Here is a 20,535-nt window from a genome sequence, read left to right as displayed (position 1 = left end):
TAGAACCGGTTCTCCTGGTGGAGTCGATTTCGGCGTTCGAGCTGGACATCTCACAGCGGCGCCACAGCCGTTCCCGGCCAAACTTGTGAGATATCAGGAGATTTCGATTGGATCACGATTTCCTTCGTTTCATTGCATAGCCTCTCCCGACATGGCGCGTGGGTGCATCGGAGGTAGGCCGGGAATGGAACGGCGTTCGGCGACAACGGGATTGCGGCGCTGGTCGCGAGTGGCGGGCATGGTGGCGTGCGGGCTCATGATGTTGGCGAGCGCGCCGGTGGGGCAGGCGAAGCCGATCTATCCCGCCCCCGATCCGGATCCGTTCTATGCGCAACCGGCCGATATCGCGGAGTACGAGCCCGGCGATGTGCTCGGCACCCGCGCTATGCCGCCGCTGGCCGCCTTCCCCGAGACCGACGTCACCCTGGTGCAGTTCCGCTCCACGAACTCCATGGGTGAGCCGATCGCCGCTGTCACAACGGTTTTGACCCCGCGCGACCGCAAGCCGGACGGGCCGCTGCTGTCGTATCAGCACATCATCAACGGGTTGGGCGCGCAGTGCTCGGTATCGCGGGTGCTCTACACCGACGATCCGAATCTCATGGTGCGCGAGGCCCCGGCCTACAATTTCGCGCTGCGCCGCGGGTGGAGTATCGCGCTGCCCGATCACCTGGGACCGCACTTCGCCTACGGTGCGGCCAAATTGGGCGGTCAGATCACTCTCGACGGAATTCGCGCCGTGCAGCGCGTGGACGAGCTGCGGCTGCGGGAGAGCCCGGTCGTCATGGCCGGATACTCCGGCGGCGGCATGGCCACCGCCTGGGCGGCCGCGATGGCGAAAGACTATGCGCCGGAACTGCGTATCGCCGGGGCGGCGGCGGGCGGCGTGCCCATGAACCTGGTGAAGATGCTGGAAACCCTGGGGCTGGGCGCACATCCGGTCTTCGGCCTGGCGCTGGCGGCCGGGCTCGGGCTGGAACGTGAATACCCCGACCGCTTTCCGCTCAGCGAACAACTCAACGACAAGGGGCTGACGGTGCGGCAGTCGGTGGCCAACAGCTGCACCAACGACCTGCTGGCGGCCGGAGCGGGCCGCGGCGCACTCGATTTCGCCAAGACCACCTCCATGATCGACGACAGCGAGGCACGCTCCGTGGTGGAGGAGAACAGCCTCGAACTCTACGACGGCACCCCGAATATGCCGATCTTCGAATGGCATTCGCCCATCGACGGGTTGGTTCCGGTGGACGCCATTGTCAATACCGTCGGCCGGTGGTGCGACGCGGGTGTCACGGTGCAATCGCTGGCCGTGCCGGTGCCCGACCACCTCACCGCCGCCGTGCTCGGGCTACCGCATGTCCTGAGCTGGATCGACGCCCGCTTTCGGGGGGAAACCGCCACCGGCAACTGCTGAGGAATCCGCGTAGCGACAACGAGGAGTACGCATTGATCACCGCACTCACCGACCGGGAAATCCTGCACGAATTGGAACCAGTCGCCGAAGCGCAGCTCAATGAGCATCTGCGCCAGGCGAAGCCATGGAATCCGCACGACTACATCCCCTGGGACGAGGGCCGCAATTTCGCCGCCATGGGCGGAATCGACTGGCAGCCGGAACAATCCACGCTCAACGAAGTCGCCCGCGCGGCCATGGTGACCAATCTGCTCACCGAGGACAATCTGCCGTCCTACCACCGCGAGATCGCCGACACCTTCGGGCTGGACGGGCCGTGGGGGACCTGGGTGGGGCGCTGGACCGCCGAGGAGAATCGGCACGCCATCGCCATGCGCGACTACCTCGTGGTCACCCGGGCCGTCGATCCCGTCGCGCTGGAGCGAGCGCGCATGGAACACATGACCACCGGAGTGGCCAGCCCGGAACAGATTTCACAATTTCTCTCCGGCGTCGCATATGTGACATTGCAGGAGCTGGCCACGCGAATCAGCCATCGCAACACCGGCACGGCATGCGGGGAGCCCATTGCCGAGCGTATGCTCTCCCGCATTGCCACCGACGAGAATTTGCACATGATTTTTTACCGGCGCATAGGCGCGGCGGCACTGGACCTGACCCCGAATCAGATGATGCGTGCCCTCGCAGATGTGGTGACGCAATTCCAGATGCCCGGCCTCACCCAGCCCGACTTCCGCCGCAACGCGGTGCTGTTGGCCAAACACGGTATCTACGACCTGCGTCAGCACCTCGACGGCGTACTGCGGCCCGTGCTGCGGGCGTGGCGCGTGTTCGACCGCACCGATCTGTGCGATGACGGCGAGGCCGCGCGTGAGGAATTGCATGCCTACATAGCGGATTTGGAGATCAAGGCCGCACGTTTCGAAGAGCAGCGGGACCGGGCGTTGGCGCGCGAGGCCATGCGCGCGGCCCGCGCGGCGGGGTGATGGACGGTGCGAGCGACCTTCGGCACGACCCTGCTGGCAGCCGCGCTGCTCGCCGCCCCGGTGGCCGCGGCTCCTCTCGTCTGGCCGGATCCGGCCCCCGTCGCCGATCCGACGATTCTGCGGCCGCAATTGGTCTCCACCGAGGTGCGCGGTAAAGGCTGGGAGCGGCTGCACATCGTCTCGGCCGCCATGCGGCGGGTGGTTCCGGTGGATGTCCTGCGCGGTACCGGGCCCGCGCCGCGGCCGACGCTGTACCTGCTCGACGGGGTGGAGGCCGAGCCGACCTCGGACTGGCTCACCCAGGGCGGGGCGCGAGAGTTCTTCGCGGGCAAGCCCGTCGACGTGGTGCTCACCAGTGGCGGTGTCGGCAGCATGTACAGCGACTGGCAGCGCTACGACGACAAACTCGGACTCAATCGGTGGGAGACCTTCCTGACCGAGGAGCTGCCGCCGATCGTGGAGGACTACCTCGGCAGCGACGGGCGGCGCGCCATCGCGGGCGTGTCCATGGGGGCGCAGGGCGCGATGATGCTGGCGCAGCGCAACCCCGGGCGCTACCTCGCGGTGGCGGGATTGAGCGGATGCTATTCCACCGCCGACGATCTCGGGCGGGCCATCACCCGCATCACCGTCGGATCGCGCGGCGGCGACGTGGACAATCTGTGGGGACCGCCGACCTCGCCGGAGTGGGCCGCCCACGACAGTCTGCTCGGCGCGGAATCGCTGCGCGGGACGACCATCTACCTCTCGGCGGCCAGCGGTCTGCCCGGGGTTCCCGATCTGGCGGCCATCTCGCGTGCGCCGGATATCTTGGACGCCTTGCGTACCGCCGGGGGTGGGATCGCGCTCGAGGCCGGGGCGCGCAGCTGCACCGAGCGGTTCGCGGCGCGGCTGGCGGAGCTCGGCATTCCGGCCACCGTCTACTACGCGCAGGACGGGCTGCACGCCTGGCCCGATTTCGCGGCGCAATTGGGTCCGGCGTGGCAGACGATCGCGGGTGCGTTGGGGGTGCCCGCCGAGTAGTGGCGTTTCGGCATCGTGGCATCGGGTACCGCGGGGGCGATGAGCGGGTTACCCGATGCGATGCGGGGGAGTGGCCATGGGTTTCGAGATCGCGCCGTGGGAATTGCGTTGGCGCGGTTTGAGTTTGGACGCGCTGCGGCGGACCGAGTCGATCTTCGCGCTGTCGAACGGGCATATCGGGTTACGGGGCACGCTCGACGAGGGCGAACCGGTGGGCATGCCGGGCACGTACCTGAACGGCTTCTACGAGAAGCGCGAATTGCCCTATGCCGAAGCCGGTTACGGCTACCCCGACGAGGGGCAGACCATTGTCAACGTGACCGACGGCAAGATCATCCGGCTGCTCGTCGAGGACGAGCCCATGGATGTGCGCTACGGCAAGACCGTCGAACACGAACGGGTGCTGGACTTTCGGTCCGGCACCCTGCGGCGCGAGACGGTGTGGACCTCGCCGACCGGGCGGACCGTGCGCATCCGTTCGGAGCGGCTGGTGTCGTTCACCGAACGGGCGCTGGCGGTGATTCGCTACGAGGTCGAACCGCTCGACGGTGATATCGAATTGGTGGTGCAGTCCGATCTGCTCGCCAATGAGCCGGTGCCGGTGCGGGGCGGCGATCCCCGGCTGGCGGCGGCCCTGGATCGGCCGCTGGTCTCCGACTTCCACACCGCGCGTGCGGATGCGGCGCTGTTGGCCCATCACACGCGACGGTCCGAGCTGCGGATGGCGGCCGGAATGGATCACGAGATGGAGTTGCCGAATACGCCGCGTCGCGAGATCCATGCCGAGGAGGATCTGGCGCGGTTGACCGTCGCGTTGGATGTGCCCGCGGGGGAGAAGGTTCGGCTCACCAAGTACCTCGCGTACGGATGGTCCAGTCGCCGGTCCACACCCGCGCTGCGGGCGCAGGTGGACGCGGCGCTGGCGGCCGGACGCGAAACCGGTTGGGACACATTGCTGCAGCGGCAGCGGGCGTATCTGGACGACTTCTGGGAGAGCGCCGATATCGAGATCGACGGGGATCCCGAATTGCAGCAGGCGGTGCGGTTCGCGCTGTTCCACGTGTTGCAGGCCGGAGCGCGTGGGGAGACTCGGGCGATACCGGCGAAGGGGTTGACCGGGACCGGTTACGACGGCCATTCGTTCTGGGACACAGAGACTTTCGTCTTGCCGGTGCTCATTCACACCATGCCCGCGGCCGCGGGGGACGCACTGCGTTGGCGGCACGCGACTCTCGGCAAGGCCAAGCGGCGCGCGCGTGAACTCGGGCAGCGTGGGGCCATGTTCCCGTGGCGGTCGATCAATGGTGATGAGGGGTCGGGTTATTGGCCGACCGGTACCGCCGCGGTGCATGTGGCGGCGGATATCGCGCACGCGGTCTCGAGTTATGTCGCCGCCACTCAGGATGAGCGGTTCGATGTCGAGTGTGGGGTCGAGTTGCTGGTGGAGACCGCGCGCCTGTGGGCTTCGCTGGGCCATTTCGATGCCGAGGGTGCGTTCCGTATCGACGGTGTCACCGGGCCCGACGAGTATTCGGCGCTGGGCGACAACAACGTCTACACCAATCTCATGGCGCAGCGGAATCTGCGCGAGGCCATCGCCGGGTGCGCGCGTCGGCCCGAGATAGCGCGGCGGCTCGGGGTGCGGGCCGAGGAGATCACCCACTGGCGCGAGTGCGCGGCGCGAATGACCTTGCCGTACAACGAGAAACTCGGGGTGCACGAGCAATCCGAGGGCTTCACCCAGTACGCGCCGTGGAACTTCGCCACCACCCCCGCCTCCCACTACCCCCTGCTGCTGCACTACCCATACTTCGACCTGTACCGCAAGCAGGTGGTCAAGCAGGCCGACCTCACCCTCGCCATGTACCTGTGCCCCAGCGCCTTCACCCCCGACCAGCGCATCCGCAACTTCGAGTACTACGAGGCGCTGACGGTCCGCGACTCCTCCCTCTCGGCCTGTGCGCAAGCCGTCCTCGCCGCCGAATCCGGCCACCTCACCCTGGCCTACGACTACTTCGTGGAAGCCGCACTGACCGACCTCCACGACCTCCACCACAATGTGGCCAACGGCCTGCACATAGCGTCCTTGGCAGGTACCTGGACCTGCTGTGTAGGCGGCTTCGGCGGACTCCGCACCCACGACGGCGTCATCTCCTTCGCCCCCCGCCTCCCCGCCACCCTCACCCGCCTGGCCTTCCGCATCCTCTGGCGCGGCCGCTGCATCGCGGTAGAAATAGGCCCCACCACAGCCACCTACCACCTGGCCTGCGGCGGCCCACTCCGCATCAAGCACCACCACCAGGAATTCGACGTAGGCCCCGACCCGGTCACCCTCCCCATCCCAGCCCCACCCCACCGCCCGACCCCGACCCTCCCCGAGGGGCGGCCCCCGTACCGCCGAAACCAACTCCCCACACCCGATCACCCCAGGTCGGCCCAGCGATTTGGTGCCCAAGGGGGGTAGTGCGGTAATCTCGTCGAGCACCCGCGCCAGCGAGTGCAACGGGCTGTGGCGCAGCTTGGTAGCGCACTTGACTGGGGGTCAAGTGGTCGCAGGTTCAAATCCTGTCAGCCCGACACAGAGTCCAGGCCAATGGCCTGGACTTTTTTCTTGCCGGTCCTACTTTACCTTCCGGATGGTAAAGTGCGTGTGTGGCTACCGGTTCACGGAACAAGATCCTCGACGGCGCTTTGGAGATCCTCCGCGCCGAAGGCGGCGGCACCATCACGTTGGAGGCCGCCGCCAAACAGGTCGGTCTCACCAAACCCGGCCTGATGTATCACTTCCCGACCAAGGAAGCGTTGATGCTCGCCGTCGTCGACCACGCCGCTGCCCGATGGGAACAGCGCCTGCTCGACCACCTGGGCGGCCCTCCGCAGGAAGCGACTGCCGCGCAGCGGATTCGCAGCTACGTGGAGGTCGCCTTGACCGAGCAGTTCGACCGCGCCGATTTCGCGATCTTCGCCGACGCCGTCTACCGCTCCGCACTCACCGCGGCCTGGGTGGCTCGTTTCGAACCGTGGCTCACGCTGCCGCCCGAACTTCCCGCGGCCGAACGCGCGCGGCTCACCGCGGCCCGCCTGCTCGCCGACGGTTACTGGGCCGCGAGCGCCACCGGCGTCTTCCCGGTCCCCGAGCACGAACGCGCGGCCCTGCTCGCCACGGTCAACAACCTCCTGAAAGGCTCCTCATGAGCAGATGGCTCCCGCTGCTGGCCGCGATCGGCCTGGAAGTCTCCGCCACCCTGTCCCTGCGCGCCGCCCTCGATCACCCCGCGTGGTACGCCCTGGTCGTCATCGGATACATCGGCTCGTTCGTCGCGCTGAGCTTCGCCCTGCGTGCCGGAATGAGTCTCGGTGTGGCATACGGCATTTGGGGTGCCAGCGGCGTCGCACTGACCGCGGTGTTGGCAACCGTCTTCTTCGACGACCCCCTCACCGCCGCCATGGGCGCGGGCATCGTCTTGGTCATAGCGGGAGTCCTGTGCGTAGAACTCGGCTCCGCCCACCAGGAAGGCGCACCCCAATGAGCTGGCTCTTCCTCACCGGTGCGATCCTCACCGAAGTCTCAGCCACCCTGTCCCTCCGCATGGCCTCCCTCCCCAACGCGAACAAATCCTGGCTACCCGCCGTAGCCGTTGGCTACCTAGCCGCCTTCACCTTCCTCACCCTCACCCTGAACCAAGGCATGGGAATCGGTGTCGCCTACGGCATCTGGGCCGCCACCGGCGTAGCCCTCACCGCCCTGGCCTCCCGCCTCCTCTTCGCCGAACCGCTCACCAAAGTCATGATCGCGGGCATAACGTTGATCGCCGCCGGGGTACTCCTGATCGAACTCGGCACCGCGCACTAGCGGAACCGTCCCGACCGATTAGTTCGACAGCGGTTCACCGTCTACACAGCGAACCGGAAACCGAACTCCAGAACGGACAGCGCAGATGTCGAACAGCACAGATGGTCGCAGGGTCGTAGCCGAAGTCACCGTATCGATGGACGGCTACAGCAGCACCGGCCCCGACGACGACATGAGCTGGTGCATGGACCACATCCTCAGCGGGCACAGCGAGCTGTACTACGAAGGCATCTGGCGCGGTGCCAGCACTGTCGTCCTCGGTCGCACCAACTGGGAAGGCTTCACCTCGGTCTGGCCCGGCCTGACAAGCGACCCGAATAGCTCCGACCGCACCCGCGACCTCGGCCAGTGGCTAGCCACCGTCGAAAAGGTCGTCTTCTCAAAGACATTGGACCAGCCCGACCTCGACAAAGCCGAATGGACCAACGCCCGCATCGCCCGCGACCTGGAACCGGAGATCCGCACCCTGAAGCAGACCCCCGGCCGCGACATCCTCGTCGCCAACAGCGCCAGCATCATCCAAGGCCTACTCACCGCAAACCTCATAGACGACCTCCACCTCACCGTCGTCCCCAAAACCCTCGGCACCGGCCTCCGCCTCCTCCCCGACAACCACACCTCCGCCTGGCAACTAGCCACCGCCACCACCTTCCCGAGCACGAATACCATTGCCCTGCACTACCGCCGAGGATGAGCCCGGCCGACGTCAGTCGCCGAGACGCAGCGATGCGGCGGCCAAGACGCGGCAGGAAGCAGGATCGTGTTCGGCATGGAGTGCGCACAATTCAGCCGCTCGACCCCGTGTCAGACCGAAAAGTTCAGCCTGGCAAAGGTATTCGGCCAAGTAGCCGTCAGCGGCAACGAACAAGTTCGATCGTGGAGGCTCCGTCATCACATCGCCCGCCTCCCTGGCGCGCGGCCGAGGCGATGCCTCCCGGTCGCCGGATGATGCCGACCTGATCTGCCTTGGACGCGCGGGACCTCGACGAACCCGTCACCGTTCAAGTAGCTCAACCTTAAGGTTGTTATTTCGCCGCGTGTTTCGCGCCAGTACAAGCGCGCTTCTGCCCAGCACACCCGCGCGAGCGTTATACCGCCCGCAGTAACCATTGCTCCCAGAACCCATGACTGCCAATGCATTCGCGTCACTCCCTGTGCGCAGACGGGTATCGGCTCGAGTGCCGAGCGGCGGGCCCTGGAATGGGCTGTCGCCAGGCGTTATGAGGTAAGTAGACACCCAATCCGATTCCCGTGAACTGCTCACGGTGTGCTGCACACGAAATAGGATGGGTGCACACCACGAGCACGCTCACCGTGTGCACACGCAGATAGCGAGGCTAAAGACATGACCGGAACGACGGTCTCTCGCCGGGCATTCGGAAAGTTTCTGCGCGAGTTGCGGAATCGGGCAGGGCGGACACCGCTAGCGGCTGGACTACAGGCGGAGGTCTCCCGCATGACGATCACACGTCTGGAGGACGGCGAGCTGACCAAACTCACCACCCCGCAGCTCGAACGACTCCTCGACTTCTACGGCACTGAACCGACTGAACGGCAGGAGGCGCTGGAGCTGTGGAGTGAAGTACGGGAGCAGGCCAAAATTGCCAAGCTGCAAGGGAACTCGAAAGGCTACTGGCAGCCGTACGCAGACCAGTACGCCTCGCACCTGCCACACCTCCTGCGCCTCGAAGCCGCAGCCGACCGCATAACGACCCACCAGCTCGTCCACGTCCCTGGTCTGCTTCAAACCCCTGACTACCGGCGGGCGATCGCTCGCATAGACGACCCAACGATGTCGGTCGTGAACCAAGAACGCCGAGTCGAATTGGCCACCCGCCGCCAGGTGAAACTAGACGAGGACGGATTCCATCTGGAAGCCCTCCTCTCCGAAGCCGTACTCCGACACCGCCCAGGCGGCCCCGCGGTCATGTCCGCCCAGTTGCGATGGTTGGCGGAGGCGAGTGAACGCGACAACATCAGTATCCGAGTAGTTCCGTTCGACGTCGGCTCACACAGAGGTCTGTCAATCCTCAGCTTCACGCTGCTGACGTTCCCGCGCATGGAACGCGGCCCGAGCGAGCCACCAGTCGTATACATCGAAAGACCGCTGGGCAGCGGCGATTACAACGACAGAGACGACGTCATCAAGACCTACAGGGAAGCGATCACAGCCTTGCGGGCGGTAGCGTTGAGCGAAGGCGACACACGCGACATGGTCGCGCAAGCGGCAAAGGAGTACGAGGCGTGAGCAAGGAAACGCCCAAGGGCACGTGGTTCAAGTCCAGTTTCAGCGAGTCCTCCAACGCATGCGTGGAGGTCAGGTTCGACGACAGTGCGGTCGGAGTGCGTGACTCCAAGTATCCCGACGGCCCAGAACTATCGTTCCCGCCCCAATCGTGGGACGCCTTCATCGACAGCGAAATCTGGGCACACTAACTCTTTCTCGGCAGTTATCCGAAGCCTCAGTCGGGCACCCTGGCGACTGTAACCTCTCCGGCGAACGAGCTCTCGACAAGTACGCCATCTTCGGGTGCGTATACCCAGAGCTCAGCGGCGTTGATCATGTCCTGAAGATGTGAGTCCAAATGCTGACGTTCCACCTCGACGCTTGGCAATGTGAGGCTGCCCCATGAAAGCACAAAAATAGGCGACGCTGGCATAAATTCGTGAATATAAGATCTGATTTCCGCCAACTCGTGGGCGCCTGTCGCTAGAACAAGGTCCTTGGGAATATTTCTCCAATCTACGGTACCGTCCGCATGTGCCGGAAAGCGCCCGATACTTGCCCGCTCATATTTCCGATGCTCCTGGAGGTTGAGGAGCCTCACGCCTCGCCGTCCGAACCAAGTCAAACGGAGGCTTCCTGCGTTGTCAGTACGGACAACCCGAACCATCGACCTGGGAAGAAGGTCCGGCCTCGTGCCGTACGTACCCTCGATAGTCACCCGTTACCCCCAGACGATCGGTCGATATACCAAGATGGCGTTTCCAGATTGCGATCTCGACCAAGCGAAAACTCACGAACTTGACTGGTGATCTGCTAGGCCAGAGCTCATCGTTGAGCCGCCCAAGAACGATTCTCTCAATACGGTAGTATCAGCCCCTTTTGCTTCATCATCTGTGCGTAAGCTGCTTCCATTGATGCGACGTGTTCCAGGGCTTCTCGAATGGCAAATGTGGCGTCTTCGATGTTTCCGTTGGATAGCTCCGATTCGGCTTCCTTTATCACCTCCTTCAATGTATGCAGGCTATCGCCTTGTATTGTTAGCGCTGGGAATCGCCTGCCCTCCCATGCGATGAGGGAGTAGTCCCCGTTGGTATCTAGTATCCGTGCTTGGTACTCCATGCTCTTATCCTACTTTGTTGGGGTAGAAGGTAATGTAAGGCAGTCCTTCTGTAGGTGGGTGTGTGAAGATATCGATGCGCCGACCGTATCCAAGCTCTGGTGAACCTTGCGGAAGTGACCCCTTGATTCTGCTGCGCATTCTTGAGTTGGCATCAGGTATCGAATAGTCCCAATCGGACCAGGGGCCAGCAGTCCCTGAAGCCCTGCTCCCTACAAGGTGGATTTCCACGCCACGTAGGTTGGCGGCATTCTGGATGCGTTGAGCTTCGGATGGGGAAATATTGTCAATGTGCCCACCATTGCCGTAGGTCGGCTTTCGACATTCATCCGGAGCTAGGCCGAGTGGATCGTTCCAGACGGTGGGATTATGAGGATAGGTTACAGGGTTCGGTGCGGGGGATAAACCGAGTAGATCCGGCGTAAGGAATCTTCCCGTTGCCGAGTCGTAAAAACGATGCAGGTTGTAGTTTAGGCCTGACTCTCGATCGTACTGCTGCCCTGCGAATCGCAGGACGGTGTCCATGGTCCCCAACCAACTAGCATTCCCCCAAATGGTTGCTGCGGAGGCTGCCTCGGCCGAGACAGAGCTGACGTCGATTAGTGCAGTCGGGCTTCCAACGAGGTTGACGATGACGGCGTAGAATTTGCGATCGATCATCTCCTGGCTAGTGGACTGCGTAAGCGGGTTATGGGTGCTCGGCTGGTAATGCCATCGGGTCGATATGTCGCCTTCGGTCTGTTCGATCAGGTGGGTGCCGTCCCAGGTATATGCCGTGCGTTCAAGGACGGTGCCATCAGCGGCGAGATGTTGTTTCGTGGTGCGGCGGCCGAGGGCGTCGTAGGTGTAGTGCCACCATTGGTGGTCGGGGGTCCAGACGTCTGTTAGTTGGTCGAAGGCGTCGTAGCGGTAGTGCCACGCGTCTGGTTTGCGGGAGAGGCGGGTGGTGGTTTTGCGGATTAGGCGGCCGGATTGGTCGTAGTGGTAGCGGGTGCGGCCGTCTCGGATGAGGAGGTTGCGGTGGTATTCGCGATGGCCGTTGTCGGTTGTTTCGACAGGGGGTGGGGCTGTGTCGAGGGTGGCCGTTGTGGGGGCGCCTGGGGTGTAGCTGTGGGTGATGTTGCTGAGCGGGTCGTAGGTGTACTTCTCGGCGAGGACGCCGTTGCGGGCGAGGGATTCGACGCGGCCGATGGGGTCCAGTTGGTAGTCGCGGTGGGTTGTTGTTTGGTCGGTGTGGGTGGTGTGGTTGGTGATGTATCCGTCTGGACGCCAGGCGTATTCGTCGGTGCGCAACTGTCGCGGGTTGGGGCGCGAGGCGGTGTCCAGGCCCAGGGTGGACAGGCGGGTGGGGAAACCGGTGACGGTTTGGCGTTGGAGGCGGCCTACGGGGTCGTGGGTGCGGGTTATCGCTAGTTCGCCGATGGTCCATTCGGTGAGTTGTCCGGCTGGGTCGTGGGCGAAGCCTATGGTGTGGCCGTCGGTGTCCAGGGCGGTGGGGCGGCCGCACCAGTCCCAGCGCCAGCGGGTTTCGGCGCCGGTGGGGGTGGTGCGGAGTTCGCGGCGGCCCAGGGGGTCGTAGGCGAAACGCATGGGGGTGCCTGCGTCGAGGGTTTGGGTGAGGAGTTGGCCGCCGGGGGTGTAGGTGAAGTCGAGGGAGTGGATGGGGGTTTCGGCTTCTCCGGTGGTGGCGGTGAGGGGGCGGCCGAGGGGGTCGTGGGTGTAGCGACGCCAGTGGCCGGTGTCGGTGGTTATTTCGGTGAGGCGGCCGAGTAGGTCGTAGCGGTGGCGGCGGGTTACGCCCGTGGCGGGGGTTACGGTGGCTACTTTTCCGGTGACGTCGTGGGTGTAGGTGGTGGTGGAGCCGTTGTAGTCGGTTTCGGAGGTCAGGCGGCCTGCGGCGTCGTAGTGGTAGTGCCAGGTGTGGCCGAGGGGGTTTGTCACCGCGGTGAGGCGGCGTTCGGTGTCGTATGCGTAGCGGGTGGTGGAGCCGTCGGGTTCGGTGCGCGCGACGAGCAGATCCCAACTGCCGTAAGCGAATCGGGTGACTCCTCCGGCGCGGTTGGTGTGCGTGAGGAGATTGCCTTCGCCGTCGTAGGTCCACGACTCGTGGTGGCCGTCGGGGTCGAGGCGGCGGAGCAGTTTGCCTTCGGGGGACCACTGGTAGCGGGTGGTGTGGCCGAGAGGGTCGGTGACTGTGGTGGGGCGGCCGAAGCCGTCGCGGCGGATGTGAGTGGTGGCACCGAGGGGGTCGGTTACCGCGACCGGGAGACCAGCGGCGTTCACCGTGATGGAGGTTCGGGCGGTGTTGGGTTCGATGATCGACGCGATTGCGCCGTTGGTGTGGTAGCTGTATTCGGTGCGGATGCCGCCGGGATCGGTTGTGGCGGTGAGGTTTCCGTTGCCGTCCCAATCGCGGTGCTCGGTGGTGGAGTCGGGATGAGTGATCGTCGCGGGGCGATTGCGCCAGGCGTAGTCGATGTCGATCGCGAGGCCGTCGGGGCGAACTATGCGGGCGACGTCGCCGTCCGGGGTGTAGCTGTAGCTTGTAATCGTGTTGTCGGGTGCGGTGACTCGCAGCGGTCGGCGGTCGGGGTTGTAGTCGATGCGAGTGTGGGCACCAAGTGGGTCCATGAGGTCGCGGACGCGCAGATCTTCGTCGAAGCCTCGGGTGGTGACCGCTCCTTGGGAGTTGATGTGGCGGGTGAGACGGCCAGAGCCATCGGGGTATTCGAGGTACTCGAATCCGGCGTTGAGGATGCCGTCGGTGCCGTGTTGCAGGATTACGCGTCCGGCGCTGTCGTAGGTGTTGACCATCGATGTGCCGCGGGAATCGGTCCACGACAGCATGCGATCGCGGTCGTCGTAGGTGTAGTGGGTAGTGCCCCGGTCCCCGTTGGTTACCGCCACCAAATTGCATGCCGCATAGTCGAAGCGGCGGATTGCGGTCCTCGTCTCGCGGTCACCGCTCGTACGACCATCGCCTTCGGAAAGGGACGCGGCCGTGTCGTAAGTGGTGTCCACGACCGCAAGGCCGATGACGCGGCCGATCGCCGGGTCGGTGGTGATCTCGATGCGGTAGCCACCTGTGTGGGTGATCGCGGTCGGTGCGCCATCGTCGTTGTAGTGGAACCGGATTCGGTTGCGGTGCCGGTCGGTGATCGCCGCGATGCCGTACACCCCGAAACGCGCGTCGAGGCCGGGTTCAGGGGCGAAGTGCCAGACGATTTCGCGCTCAGGGTCGGCGACGCGATAGGTGCCGGTGTCGGTACGCGCGCAGGTGTAGCGAACTCCGCCGACGAGAGGCTCTACGGCGATACCGGGTTCGGCGTGCGGGTAGGCGAGTAGCAGGCCGTCCTCGCCGACGAAGGTCACCTGGTCCTCGTCGACGACCACGCGCATATCCAGCGTCGACGACCACGTGGGTCCGAACCAGCGGCCCCAGCGGTAGTTCGAGCGGTGTCGCCGTGTCAGGACCAGTGGCAGTACACCTGGCAGGGCGAGATCGGTTTCGGGGAGCAAGAATTCACCGGTCGCGGCATCGACCGGGTCGCCGCACTTGGCGACGTCCGTATCGGTCTGCGTATTCGCGGGCTCTTTTGCCGCGTCGGCGACATCATCGGTGGAGTCGGCCGGAGAGTCCGAATCGTCTTCTCGGTTGTCGCCCTCACGGTCGTGATCCGGCTCCGAATCGTTGTCGCGCGTTGGGGTCTCGTCATGATCGCCCCGCGAATCGGGATCGCGCCCGGCGGGGTCGCGGTCGGGTGTCGGGCGCTGATCGGGCTCCGGCCGCGTGTCCGGAGTGGTGTCATGGCGCGGTGCGTCCGGGCTTTCCGGGTGTGGACGCGTCGTGTTCCCGGCATCGAGATTGGTGCGTGGAGTCGTCGCGTCGTCGGGATGCGGGCGCGGGCCCGCCGGTTCCGGGCGACTGTCGACGTCCGAGTGCTTCGGGCCCGGTGATTGGCCGTCGGGGTCTTTCGGGCGGTTTTCCGGTGTCGAAGTGCGTTCGGGGCCACGAGGATTCGTCGCGTCGGGCTGGCGGGTGCCAGGGGATTCCGGGGCTCTGGCTCCTGCGCCTGCGTTGGGTGTGTTGCCCGTATGGACCGGCGTCGGCTGCGTGGTGTCACGCGGTGCGGCATCACCGTCGGAGCGCGTTGGGGTGGTGGTGTTTTCGGGACTGGAGTGGTTATCGCTGTCAACCCGCGAGTTCGCGGCGGGCTTGGCGTCCGGGGCCGAGTCGGGATTACGAGGCGCGTCCGGCTCTCTCGCGGTGGTTGGCGAATCGGTCTTCGGCGCACCGGAATTGGGGTTGTCGAAGGTGGAGTTCGGGCTCGGCTTCTCGGCTGGGGTGTCGGTGTCTGGCCGGGTAGCTGGGGTATCGGTGTCTGGCCGGGTAGCTGGGGTGTCGGTGTCCGCGCGGCTCGCCGGGGTGTCAGTGTCGGGCCGGGTAGCCGGGGTGTCGGTGTCCGCACGGCTCGCCGGGGTATCGGTGTCCGGCCGCGTAGCCGGGGTATCGGCCTCCGGCCGCGTCGGCGGCGTGTAGGTGTCGCGGTCCGGATCGGGCGGATTCTGATCGCCTCGCGTCGGCGGCGTGGACGGCTCGTCGGCTCGCACCGGTTCAGGGGAGGGATTCTCGGTGCGTGGCGCCGGAGACTCGGGCGTGGTGGTGTCCGGGCGTGCCGCGGGTGCTTCGGGACTCGAATGGAGTTGCGTGCCAGGCGCTTCCACACCACCGACATCGTCCGTGGTATCGCGCGCTGCCGGTTGCTCGCGGGCGGGGGCGGGCTGGTCGTGATGTCCGGCCTGGACATTCGTTTCCGGGGTGGAGGAGTCCGGCGCGGCGCTCGGCCCCTGCTCCGGTGCGTCGGTGCGGGGCGTCCCTTGGTGCGGTGCGCCAGTATCGGTGTCGGCGTGCGGGGTGTTGGCTGGCCCGTTGGAATCGGGCGCGGTCTCGCGAGGCTCGGGTGTGTCACGAACGGGCGCGGTGTCCCGAGGCTCGGGCGTGGCACGAGTCGGCGCGGGGGAGTGCGTACCAGGGCTGGGGCCGTGCCCGTTCGGCGCCAGGTTGTCGATCTTGTTGATCAGTGAGGGCGCTTTCACCGCCAACCCCGCGCCACCGGTCGGTATCGAGGTGAGCAGGTCGGCGGAGAGCTGCCCCATGGCCTCGAACGGGTTCTTGCGCGCGTTGTCGACGAACGCGTCCACGACCGGTCCCGGGTCGGCGGCCGTAACCACCAGATTCCCGGCCAGATTCGACATGTTCTCCAGGTACTGGCCCGGATGAGTCAGGTTGTAGGTGTCGGTCGGATTGACCTGGCGGACGAACTGCACGATCCCCGTCAAGCCGGTCAACAAGCCGTCGGTGAAACTCAGCTGCGCGTAATTGCCTATGTCCCAGGCATCTTCGAGGTTCGCCCCCATGCGCGACACGAAGGGCGGTTCCTGTGGTGCGAGCTGTGTGGCCGTCGCGATCGCCGTCGTCGCCTGCGCCGCCGCCGTATCGCGATTGGTCCGCGCGCGCCCGAGGATGTCGCGCGCGGCCTGGAATCGCGGTGTCCACGTGTCGATTACGGTGGTCGAGGCCTTCTGCTCGTCCGACAGCGCGCGCCACCGCGCCAGCACGCGGCGTTGCTCCGCGACACCCGCCTTCCATTCCGCGATCGCGTCCGCGGCCAAACCCTGCGCGGCTGTCACCGCGGCCGCCCACGCCTCCAGTGCGGCCTTGGCGTCGGTGAACGCGTCGGCGGCCTCGGTCCACTTGGTCGGCTGCGGGGTGAACCCGACCTCGAAGCCGTCCGCGCCCAAGCCCGTCCAGTCGCCGACGTTGCCGACCGAACGCAACCCATCGGCTGTCTGATCGGCGGCCGTCGACAGCTTGCCCAGACTGGTGGCGGACTCGGTGATCGCGGGCGGCTCGCCGCGGATCAGCTCCTTCGGGTCCTCGGTCTCACCGAGCTCACGCTCCTCGACCTGGCCGCCCAGCGCCGAGGAGACCTGATCGCCCAGATCGTCGAGACCTTCACCGATCGAATCGAGTCCGAGTGCGCGCGCACCGTCCGCGCCGACGTCGAGTACGTCGTCGACCGCCTCGCCGACCGTCGCGCTGGCCGATTCGACCGCGTTCTCGACCGCCGAGCCGACCTGATTGGCTTTGTCTTCGAGCCAGTCCCCGATCCCCACGCGGCGGTTACTTCCCCTGCCCCGCTTGCGGGTTCAGCTGCTGGTACTGCTGCTGGATCTGCGCGGCCTGCGCCGCCGCACCGGTGTTCCAACCGGGTGCCGGTGCGCCGTTGGTGTCGGTGACCAGCGACACCGGGTTGCTCACCACACCCAGATTGGCGGCCGCCTGCGGCCCGACGGCTTGCACGATCTCCCAATTCATCCGAGTGGCCTGTGCCGCCTGCTCGAACGATTCCCGGCTGTAATCGGGGTCGCGCACATGATTGAACGGGTTGTCCGAGAACGTCTCACCCCAGTCCCGCTTGGCGATGTCCTCGCGACTCAGGTGCGGATTACCGGCCACATTGGTCCACATGACCTTGAACATCTCGGTCGCCTTGGACTCCATCGCCGCATAACGACCCGCCGAGAGTCCCAACGCCCGCGCGATCTCGTTGCCCGCCTGCACGAGTGCCCGCACACCCCACGACCAGCGCTCGGTGTAGGTCTCGAACTCGGTCTGCACCGACTGCTTGCCCGCCTCCAACGCCGACAGAGCCAACAGTGACAGCCCGCGTCCGGAGGCGGCGGTTTCCTTGGTGCCCACCTCGCCCAGCGCGTCGATCATCCCGGTGATGCCAGTGGCGGTCTGCTGCAATGCCGCCGGATCGACCCGCAACCCTTCACCCGACATGGACAACCCCCTTCATCAGGAAATCAGTGCGTGCCCGAAGGCACGACATTCTCGGCAACCGTCTTGGACTACATCTAAACGGTGATCCGAAACGGGGTGACCTCTTCCCACTGCGATTCCGCCGCCGCCTCGGGGCTCGGGCGATCCGGTCCGAGCTGCGCCAGCAGGCTGGCCGCTTCGGCTTCGGCGTCCCGCCGTGCGCGTTCGTGACACCGGGTGATGGCGGCGGCGAGCCGTTCGGGCTCGACTGTCATCGCGGCAGGCGAGATCAACAACTCCGTGATCGTCCCGTAGGCATCGCTTTCGACGACCACGAGCCCGCGCGATGCTTCCGCCCGGCCACGCACCGCCGACATCGCCTCGTCAACCTGCCGGGCCCGCGCGGCCCGCTCGTCCTCGTCCACACTCCGGCCCCTTCTCCACTCGACGACCATCCCACCCGCCGAGGCATTGCCGACGATGCTAACCACGTGCCGGTGGCCCGACAACCGGTGCCCCGGCCATCGGTCGCGAGGATTCGCTCAGGTCGGGCGGGAAAGCCATCGGTTGCGCGCCCGCGATGTTCACCACGATCCCGGTCGGCTCGTCACCGTGCGCCGCGAACCAGTCGACCAGTCGTCGACCGAACAAGGTGTGGAATCGGTAGGGCGGGTCCTCGCTCGCATCGGGCTGTGCGCGGCGTGCGGCGATATAGCGGGCGTACTCGGCCTCACTGGTGAATCCGTACACCCACGCCACGCCTCCGTACCGGGACAGCAGGATTCGACGATCATCCGAGACCGGAACCAGCAGTGCGGCGTCACGGAACGCGGCCGTCAATGATTCCGCCTGGCCGAAACCGGCATAGAACGCCTCGATCTCCGCTAGCAGTGCGGCGCGGCCATCACCTTCTGCCATGTGTGCGGATCCCCCTTCGTTCGTGACGGTCGATCAACCCCTGCGCCCGCGACGATATCCGAACTCCGGGGGCGTCGACCGATCTCGGACCTTGTGTGGGGGAGGTGCGCGCTGTCTCGTCTCGAAATCAAATCTCGAAATCTTCAGGTTTTGAGATGGCGGTAGATGGTGGCCCTGGAGACCTCGAAGCGGGTGGCGATCTCCTCGGCGCTGTGGCCTTCGGTGTGCAAGGTTCGGGCCTGGGTGATCTGTTCCTCGGTGAGGGCGGCGGGGCGGCCGCCGTTGCGGCCCCGGGCTTTTCCGCGTGTTCTGGGGGTGGTCGGTTCGTCCAGTAGGGCTCGTGCGCCGTCGAGGATCAGTTCGCGCAGGCGGGCGGCGGGGACGTCGCGGAAGAGGACAACCGGGTCGGCGAGGCCAGCGACTACCTGGGAGGCTCGGACTCGCTGTTCGAGGCCGCCGCCGGGACCGGCTACGAGGTCGTTGGCGAGGGCGATCGAGGTGCGGAAGCGGTCGGCGATCGGCGCTTGCACCAGGAGGGTCATATCTCTGACCAGCATGGTGAGGGTGTGCCGGTGGCGGAGGTGGACGTCGACGTAGCCCTCGATGGCGTGCCAGCGCACCTCGTCGGGGGTGGGGCGCGATTCGGCTTGGGCGAGAACGGCTTCGAGCTCGTCGAGCAGGGGCAGGGTGAGTTCGCGGAGGATCTCGTCCTTGGAGTCGAAGTGGTAGTAGAGGGCGGGCTTGGTGATGCCGACCTCGTCGGCGATGGCCTGCATGGAGGTCGCGCGGTAGCCGCGGGCGGCGAAGAGGACGCGGGCGGCGTCCAGGATTCGACGCCGGGTCGGAGAATCGCTTACCAACGGTCAGTTCTTTCGGTAGGGTGCTTACCGACAGTCAGTCTATTCCCGTGGGGATGATCCGTATGCGAACCAAGGTGTCGTTCACCGCTGGCGGGGTGTCGTGCGTTGGCTATCTGTATCTGCCGGAGGGGTCCGGGGCGGTTCCCTGTGTGGTGTTGTGTCACGGGTTCAGCGGGACCATGGACCGGCTCTTCGACTATGCCGAGCGCTTCGCCGCCGCGGGCTTCGCCGCGCTGGTCTTCGACTATCGCGGATTCGGTGAGAGTGCGGGCGAGCCGCGGCAGGTTCCCGACCTCGCCGGTCAGCGTGCCGATATCCGTGCCGCGGTGGCCTTCGCGCGTGAGCACGTGCGGGGCGATCCGAAAAGCATTGTGTTGTGGGGCAATTCGCTGGGCGGTGCGCATGCGGTCACCGTGGCCGCCGATGATCGCGGGATCGCGGCGGTGGTGGCGCAGATTCCGTTCAACGGGTTTCCGAAGCGGCTCGAGGGGCGCTCGGTCGGCGCTACCGCCAAGCTGCTCGGCGCGATCGTATGGGACGCGGTACGGGGCAGGCTGGGGTTGCGGCCGTACTACATCCCCATGGTCGGCCATCCGGGCGAACTCGCCGTCACCGCGACCCCCGAAGCCGAGGACCACATTCGGACGCTCACCGGTGGGGACGAGAAGACCTTGTGGCGCAACACTATTGCGCCCCGGGCTCTGCTGTCGATGATGCGCTACCGACCCGCTCTGGACGCCGCCCGGTTGACCTGCCCTCTGCTCGTTTGCGCGGCTTCGGAGGATCACGAGACTCCGGTGGAGACCAGCCGGGAGCTGGCCGACCGCGCGCCGCACGGCGAACTGCGGGTCTACCCGGGCACGCATTTCACCTTCTACACCGACCCCCGCTTCCGAGACCGCGTGGTCGCGGACCAAATCGACTTCTACCGCCGAACATCGGCGGTGGCGTGATGGACCCGGCGCAGTCGGTGCGGTATCACCTGTTCGTGCAGATCGCCGACGATTGCCTCGATATCGGCGATTGGGTGGTCTTGGTCGTTACGGGTGCATCCCTGCCGCGCGTGGGGGACACCCTCGGTTTCGCTGGAGCCGAACCGATCTCGATGGAGGTCGTCAGGGTGGACCACCTCATGTACGACGACACCTGCGAGCCACCCCATCGCGCGACGCACGTCCTCGCCAACGCCCTGCCGTACTGCTGGCCCACCGTCCGCAAACTGCACGACGAACTCGAGCTCAAACGCTGGGCCTCGCGGTACACCATGCTCGAACTCGACTGTTGAGCTCAGCCCCCGGTGAATTCAAC

Annotated in this window: 18 protein-coding genes and 1 tRNA gene; 13 read left to right on the top strand and 6 right to left on the bottom strand. The window is 65.8% G+C overall.

Annotation, left to right across the window (positions count from 1 at the left end; genetic code table 11):
* The first annotated feature begins 184 nt into the window (after positions 1-184).
* From ACIBH2_RS32285 to ACIBH2_RS32235, 11 genes are all read left to right on the top strand, one after another.
* Entirely contained in the window at positions 185-1,414 is a 1,230-nt protein-coding gene (locus tag ACIBH2_RS32285) for a lipase family protein (protein WP_397124500.1), read from the top strand.
* A gap of 32 nt (positions 1,415-1,446) precedes the next feature.
* Positions 1,447-2,400, top strand: a complete 954-nt coding sequence (locus ACIBH2_RS32280; protein ID WP_397124498.1) for an acyl-ACP desaturase — start codon at positions 1,447-1,449, stop codon at positions 2,398-2,400.
* A gap of 6 nt (positions 2,401-2,406) precedes the next feature.
* On the top strand, positions 2,407-3,423 hold the full coding sequence (locus ACIBH2_RS32275; protein WP_397124496.1) for an alpha/beta hydrolase: 1,017 nt from the start codon (positions 2,407-2,409) through the stop codon (positions 3,421-3,423).
* Between the two features lie 76 nt (positions 3,424-3,499).
* Positions 3,500-5,887: a glycoside hydrolase family 65 protein gene (locus ACIBH2_RS32270; RefSeq protein WP_397124494.1), complete on the top strand. Its 2,388-nt coding sequence runs from the start codon at positions 3,500-3,502 to the stop codon at positions 5,885-5,887.
* Between the two features lie 39 nt (positions 5,888-5,926).
* A tRNA-Pro gene (locus ACIBH2_RS32265) sits at positions 5,927-6,000 on the top strand.
* Between the two features lie 75 nt (positions 6,001-6,075).
* Positions 6,076-6,618 (top strand): TetR/AcrR family transcriptional regulator, encoded by a 543-nt coding sequence (locus tag ACIBH2_RS32260; protein WP_397124492.1) that lies wholly within the window; start codon positions 6,076-6,078, stop codon positions 6,616-6,618.
* Positions 6,615-6,953, top strand: a complete 339-nt coding sequence (locus tag ACIBH2_RS32255; protein WP_397124490.1) for a DMT family transporter — start codon at positions 6,615-6,617, stop codon at positions 6,951-6,953. Before ACIBH2_RS32260 ends, ACIBH2_RS32255 begins: the two co-directional genes overlap by 4 nt.
* Positions 6,950-7,276, top strand: coding sequence for a DMT family transporter (locus ACIBH2_RS32250; protein ID WP_397124488.1), 327 nt, complete (start codon positions 6,950-6,952; stop codon positions 7,274-7,276). Before ACIBH2_RS32255 ends, ACIBH2_RS32250 begins: the two co-directional genes overlap by 4 nt.
* Positions 7,277-7,361: 85 nt before the next feature.
* The gene (locus tag ACIBH2_RS32245; protein WP_397124486.1) at positions 7,362-7,970 is read left to right on the top strand and encodes a dihydrofolate reductase family protein; all 609 of its coding nucleotides are present in this window, start codon (positions 7,362-7,364) and stop codon (positions 7,968-7,970) included.
* Positions 7,971-8,621: 651 nt separating this feature from the next.
* Positions 8,622-9,524, top strand: a complete 903-nt coding sequence (locus ACIBH2_RS32240; protein WP_397124484.1) for a helix-turn-helix domain-containing protein — start codon at positions 8,622-8,624, stop codon at positions 9,522-9,524.
* The gene (locus ACIBH2_RS32235; protein ID WP_397124482.1) at positions 9,521-9,712 is read left to right on the top strand and encodes a DUF397 domain-containing protein; all 192 of its coding nucleotides are present in this window, start codon (positions 9,521-9,523) and stop codon (positions 9,710-9,712) included. The genes ACIBH2_RS32240 and ACIBH2_RS32235 overlap by 4 nt, the downstream gene beginning before the upstream one ends.
* Before the next feature lie 646 nt (positions 9,713-10,358).
* On the opposite strand, the gene ACIBH2_RS32230 is transcribed toward ACIBH2_RS32235, so the two are convergent.
* From ACIBH2_RS32230 to ACIBH2_RS32205, 6 genes are all read right to left on the bottom strand, one after another.
* Positions 10,359-10,622 carry a DUF6959 family protein gene (locus tag ACIBH2_RS32230; protein WP_397124480.1) on the bottom strand — a complete coding sequence of 88 codons (264 nt, stop codon included), beginning with the start codon at positions 10,620-10,622 and terminating at the stop codon, positions 10,359-10,361.
* Between the two features lie 4 nt (positions 10,623-10,626).
* The gene (locus ACIBH2_RS32225) at positions 10,627-16,797 is read right to left on the bottom strand and encodes a putative T7SS-secreted protein (RefSeq protein ID WP_397124478.1); all 6,171 of its coding nucleotides are present in this window, start codon (positions 16,795-16,797) and stop codon (positions 10,627-10,629) included.
* Between the two features lie 7 nt (positions 16,798-16,804).
* A complete protein-coding gene (locus tag ACIBH2_RS32220; RefSeq protein WP_397124476.1) occupies positions 16,805-17,470 on the bottom strand; it encodes a hypothetical protein in 666 nt (221 codons plus the stop codon).
* Between the two features lie 74 nt (positions 17,471-17,544).
* Complete coding sequence (locus ACIBH2_RS32215) at positions 17,545-17,874, bottom strand: YbaB/EbfC family nucleoid-associated protein (protein ID WP_397124474.1); 330 nt, start codon at positions 17,872-17,874, stop codon at positions 17,545-17,547.
* 58 nt (positions 17,875-17,932) lie between these two features.
* Positions 17,933-18,367, bottom strand: a complete 435-nt coding sequence (locus ACIBH2_RS32210) for a hypothetical protein (protein ID WP_397124472.1) — start codon at positions 18,365-18,367, stop codon at positions 17,933-17,935.
* Between the two features lie 143 nt (positions 18,368-18,510).
* On the bottom strand, positions 18,511-19,227 hold the full coding sequence (locus ACIBH2_RS32205; RefSeq protein ID WP_397124470.1) for a TetR family transcriptional regulator: 717 nt from the start codon (positions 19,225-19,227) through the stop codon (positions 18,511-18,513).
* 62 nt (positions 19,228-19,289) lie between these two features.
* Between ACIBH2_RS32205 and ACIBH2_RS32200 the strand changes: the two genes are divergently transcribed.
* Both ACIBH2_RS32200 and ACIBH2_RS32195 read left to right on the top strand, forming a co-directional pair.
* A complete protein-coding gene (locus ACIBH2_RS32200; RefSeq protein ID WP_397124468.1) occupies positions 19,290-20,180 on the top strand; it encodes an alpha/beta hydrolase in 891 nt (296 codons plus the stop codon).
* On the top strand, positions 20,180-20,512 hold the full coding sequence (locus ACIBH2_RS32195) for a hypothetical protein (protein ID WP_397124466.1): 333 nt from the start codon (positions 20,180-20,182) through the stop codon (positions 20,510-20,512). The genes ACIBH2_RS32200 and ACIBH2_RS32195 overlap by 1 nt, the downstream gene beginning before the upstream one ends.
* The last annotated feature ends 23 nt before the right edge of the window (positions 20,513-20,535 follow it).

It is taken from the genome of Nocardia sp. NPDC050406 (assembly GCF_044459025.1).
GTDB lineage: Bacteria > Actinomycetota > Actinomycetes > Mycobacteriales > Mycobacteriaceae > Nocardia.
This window is presented reverse-complemented; position numbering and strand designations above follow the sequence as displayed.